Source organism: Mesorhizobium sp. WSM4849, assembly GCF_055811385.1.
In genome coordinates this window covers 1-4,228 of the sequence record NZ_JBVVPW010000081.1, presented here as the reverse complement: position 1 = coordinate 4,228, position 4,228 = coordinate 1, and the positions used below count along the sequence as shown (strand labels likewise).

Below are 4,228 nucleotides of genomic sequence, written 5' to 3'. Positions count from 1 at the left end.
AAGAGGCTCACCGGCGACGCATGGGAGAAGCGGTTAATTGCAGTGCGACGTGCAGTCGGAAATATCTGAGGTTCAGACCGACTTGACCGGAGTCTTTTGGCCGTTTGCCCTCCTGGAATTTTGGACTTGGAACGTGGCTTGCCACCGGCGTGACGCCGCGTCCGGCTTGCTGTTTAAGCTACTTCTGCGGGGATAGTCGAGCAGCGTCGCAAGAGCGGCGTGGTCAGGAGCGATTCTCTGCGTGATCGGACGCTGATAACGACATTAACTGCACGTGCTTGCCGTTTCAGCATGCAACACCCTCTCTAGGGCAAAGGCATAAAGATGCGACGTTCATCCCTTCCTCTTTCTGGCATAAAGGTTGTTGATTTTGGGCAGTACATTGCCGGTCCCGCAACGGCGATGATCCTTGCCGATCTTGGCGCAACGGTGGTGCATATCGACCCGCCATCTGGTCCGCTCTGGGAGAGCCCGGCAAATTCGACCCTCAATCGAAATAAGCTGGTCGTCTCAATCGACCTGAAAAGCGAAGAGGGTGCGGCCCAGGCGCTGGCACTCATTGGTGAAGCGGACATAGTTATCGAAAATTTTCGCCCCGGTGTGCTTACGCGGCTCGGCATTGATTTCACGGCGATTCGAGAAGCCCGGCCCGATTTGATTGTAGTGTCCATTCCCGGCTTTTCCTCCAATGATCAGCTCCGTCGCGAGTGGCGCGCATTCGAATCGGTCATTGCCGCATCCTCCGGCGTGTTTAGCGTTTTGTCTCTCTCTTTCAACCTGATGGGGATTAATACGTCCTTTTCGCCGCTACCTCTGGCCTCCGCGTACGGCACGCTGCTTGCAGCATCTGCAATCGTCTTGGCGCTTCAGGCGCGGGAGCGCAGCGGGATCGGTGACCTGATCGAGGTACCTCTCGCATGCGCGGTGATGGAGGGTCTCGCCTACAACTCGATCAGCATCAGCGATCTCCCGTCCCGCTACAAATCACAAACTGAGATCGAGGTCGAACGCCGGCTCGAAAACGCATTACCGATGGACCTATCCTACGAGTCCACACGGCAACTGCTCAATCCATTTTGCCGCAGTTATAAGTGCAAGGATGGCCGCATGTTCTATGTCCTCTGTTCCGGCCACAAGCATCATCCGATTCGCTGCTTAAAACTGCTCGGCCTTTACGACGAATTGGTGGCCGAGGGGCTGGCAGAGGAGGGGGATGTCTATCTTCCAGCCCGCGAATGGCAATCCGACGTTTCGTTCGATGCGTTGCCGAGAGACTGGGCCGACAAGATCACTGAAAGGATGAAGGCCGCCTTTTTAGGCCGGATGTCAACAGAATGGGAGTACATCTTCGGGGAAGGACTCATTCCCGCCGCGCCCCAGCGTTGGTTGCAGGAATGGATCGGCGACGTCCACGCAGCTTCTGCGGGCCTGATGATTAAGGTCGACGATCCCATTTATGGTCAGATGACCCAGCCCGGACCTCTGGTCTGGCTAGAGGAAAGCGGGGAAGCGATGTTGAACCCGGCGCCGAGAAAATGGGTCACCTTTGACCAGGCGGTCGCCGCACTCTCGGCAATGCCTGGAAAGGCGCCGACGCTCCGCTCGGCCGATGGATCGAAAGGATGGCTTGACGGCGTACGAATTCTGGATCTGACCAATGTTGTCGCTGGCCCGCATTCGACGTCTTATCTCGCCCGGTTCGGAGCAGAGGTGATTAAAATCGACCCAGCCAGTCCACTTTATGAGCCCTCGATAACTGTAATCTACGGCCTTAATCACTTGCGCGGCAAGCGCTCGGCTCTGGTAGACGTTGGCTCACCTGGCGGTCGAGAGGCCTTCAAACGGCTGGTGAAATCGGTTGATGTCGTGGTCTGGAATGCGCCGGACCGGCAGGTCAAGCGCATGGGGCTCGACCTGGAGAGCTTGAAAGATCTCAATCCGGACGTGATTTTCTGTCAGATGGACTGCTTCGGTGGCGTCCGCCGCGGCTCACGCAGCGACTATCTCGGCTATGAAAACAATGTCCAGGCGGCGACCGGTATCATGCTTAGATTCGGTGGCTCGAGCGAGACGCCGGAGAACCATGTGCCCGTCGGTACGCTGGATGTGATGGGCGGATTGAGCGCGGCTCTCGGTATCGCCGTGGCATTGTTCCAGAAGGTAAGGACTGGCCAAGCGGGGCGCGCCCGTACGTCGCTGTCGGCACTCTCCGGCCTATTGCAGATTCCATTTTGCTACGACTATGAAGGGCGTGGACCGTTCGACGAGCCATCCGGACCGGCTTCCAAGGGCTATGATGCACTGAACGGTCTCTATGAGACGGCCTCAGGCCGGAGCCTTCTGGTCAGCGCGTCTGAGCGAGACCTGCCCCGATTCGGCCGGGTTGAGGGCCTTGAAGCTTTGTCTGATATGCCGAATGCCTATCGCATGTCTTTCTTGGCCAAGGCCTTCCTTACAAAGTCAGCCGAGGAATGGGTATCGAGGCTTCAGTCAGCCAATATCGGAGCTGCAATCTGTGAGGATATCGCCGTGCTGCGCTCAAAACATGCGAGGATTGCGGATGGTGCCCCGGGCATAGATCAAGGCAGTTATTCCTTCTCGACGGTGCCAGATCATCCAAGCGGTCACGTCGTGACGCAGATTGACCCTTATGCAGTGCGCCCCATGTCTGCAAAGATTTACTCCCCATTACCGTCCGAAAAATATGGAGCATCGACGCGGCAAATTCTGCGCAGCTTGCAATATAGCGAGCAAGAGATCATCGAGCTTTTCGCTGCGGGCCAAGCCAGCGAAAGCTGGAGCCGCGAATATTTGCCGAGCTGAGGCTGTTCTGAAGTGACTATGCGCACTTGGACGAGTTCGTCATCACCATCGCCGGCAGGAAACACTGGTTGTGGCGCGCCGTCGACCAGGATGGCTATGTGCTCGACGAGATCGTCCAGAACCGCCGCAACACCAAAGCGGCCAAGCGCTTGCTGACGCGGCTGCTGAAGAAGCAAGGCATCGCGCCGAAGCGCATGATCACCGACAAGCTGCGCTCCTATGGAGCAGCCAGGCGACAGGTGATGCCGGACGTCGAGCATTGGTCGCACAAGGGATTAAACAACCGGGCGGAGAATGCACATGTGCCGCTGCGAAAACGGGAGCGGATGATGCAAGGCCTCCGATCACCAGGAGCACTGCAACGCTTCGTTTCGATCTTCTCGGCTCTGCGCAATCTCTTCGTCCCGCCCCGCTCAAAACGCTCCGCTCTCGCTACACATATTCACCGCCTGCAGGCCATGGCGGAATGGAAAGCCGTGACCGTGGTCAGCTGACATCAGCGACCGCAGGTCCCAACGCGTTTATATGCAGACAACGTGACATCTTCCCACGATGAGATCCGCCAGAAATTGCCCGAAGACATCGACAAGACGGCCTTCCTGCACCGGCTTGTCTGCCGGGGCTACACGGACGTGGTAGACGCCGATTTGTCGAAATACTTCGACACGATTCCGCATTCGGACCTCAAATCGGTGGCCGACGCATTGTCGACCGGCACGTGCTGCGGCTGATCAAGCTGTGGCTGAAAGCGCCGATCGAAGAGCGGAACGGTGACGGGAAACGGCACGTGAGCGGTGGTAAGAGCAGCACGCGCGGCACGCCGCAAGGTGGGTCGCAAGCCCGCTGCTCTCGGTCATCTAAATGAACCGGTTCCTGAAACATTGGCGGCTAATTGGACGCGACGAGGCGTTCCGGGCGCATGTCGTCTCCTATGCCGATGACTTCGTCATCCTCAGCCGCGGGCACGCGGGTGAGGCGCTGGCGTGGACACGTTCGGTGATGACGAAACTCGGGCTGACGCTCAACGAGGCGAAGACCTCCTGAAGGATGCCCGCACAGAACCCTTCGACTTCCTTGGTTACAGCTTCGGTCCGCACCGTTTCCGGAAGGATGGCCATTGGTACCTGGGTGCGAGCCCATCCAAGAAGAGCGTGCAACGCGTCAAGACGAAAGTCAGCGAACTCCTAAGACCGGGTAACAAGGGGCCATGGCCAGGAGGGCGTGTTCGGCTGAACCAGCTCTTGCTCGGTTGGTCGACTATAGCGCGACGATCAGGATGAGACGGCGTATTGCCTCATGTAACGATGCTCCCCGAGATTCGAGCGTTCCCTCATCCATTTTGATCCCGGCTTGGGGCGAAGGAGGCCGGGCGCGGAGATGGCCGGGGTTTCGCAGCGTCCGGCCT

General features: G+C 58.2%; 3 protein-coding genes and 1 pseudogene. All 4 read left to right on the top strand.

The features are described from left to right. Window positions 1–324 precede the first annotated feature (324 nt). Window positions 325–2,823 (top strand): CoA transferase, encoded by a 2,499-nt coding sequence (locus AC0L3L_RS36195; RefSeq protein ID WP_473642144.1) that lies wholly within the window; start codon window positions 325–327, stop codon window positions 2,821–2,823. A 14-nt stretch (window positions 2,824–2,837) separates the two neighbouring features. Continuing rightward, window positions 2,838–3,317: pseudogene (locus tag AC0L3L_RS36190) on the top strand (IS6 family transposase); the annotation flags it as partial. Window positions 3,318–3,359: 42 nt separating this feature from the next. Further along, window positions 3,360–3,554 (top strand): hypothetical protein, encoded by a 195-nt coding sequence (locus AC0L3L_RS36185; protein ID WP_473642142.1) that lies wholly within the window; start codon window positions 3,360–3,362, stop codon window positions 3,552–3,554. Between the two features lie 130 nt (window positions 3,555–3,684). Continuing rightward, on the top strand, window positions 3,685–3,867 hold the full coding sequence (locus AC0L3L_RS36180; RefSeq protein ID WP_473642141.1) for a hypothetical protein: 183 nt from the start codon (window positions 3,685–3,687) through the stop codon (window positions 3,865–3,867). The last annotated feature ends 361 nt before the right edge of the window (window positions 3,868–4,228 follow it).

Bases quoted from the DNA above. Each gene is read 5' to 3' on its own strand.
- AC0L3L_RS36195 (WP_473642144.1), top strand. From the start codon at position 325: ATGCGACGTTCATCCCTTCCTCTTTCTGGCATAAAGGTTGTTGATTTT.
- AC0L3L_RS36180 (WP_473642141.1), top strand. From the start codon at position 3,685: ATGAACCGGTTCCTGAAACATTGGCGGCTAATTGGACGCGACGAGGCG.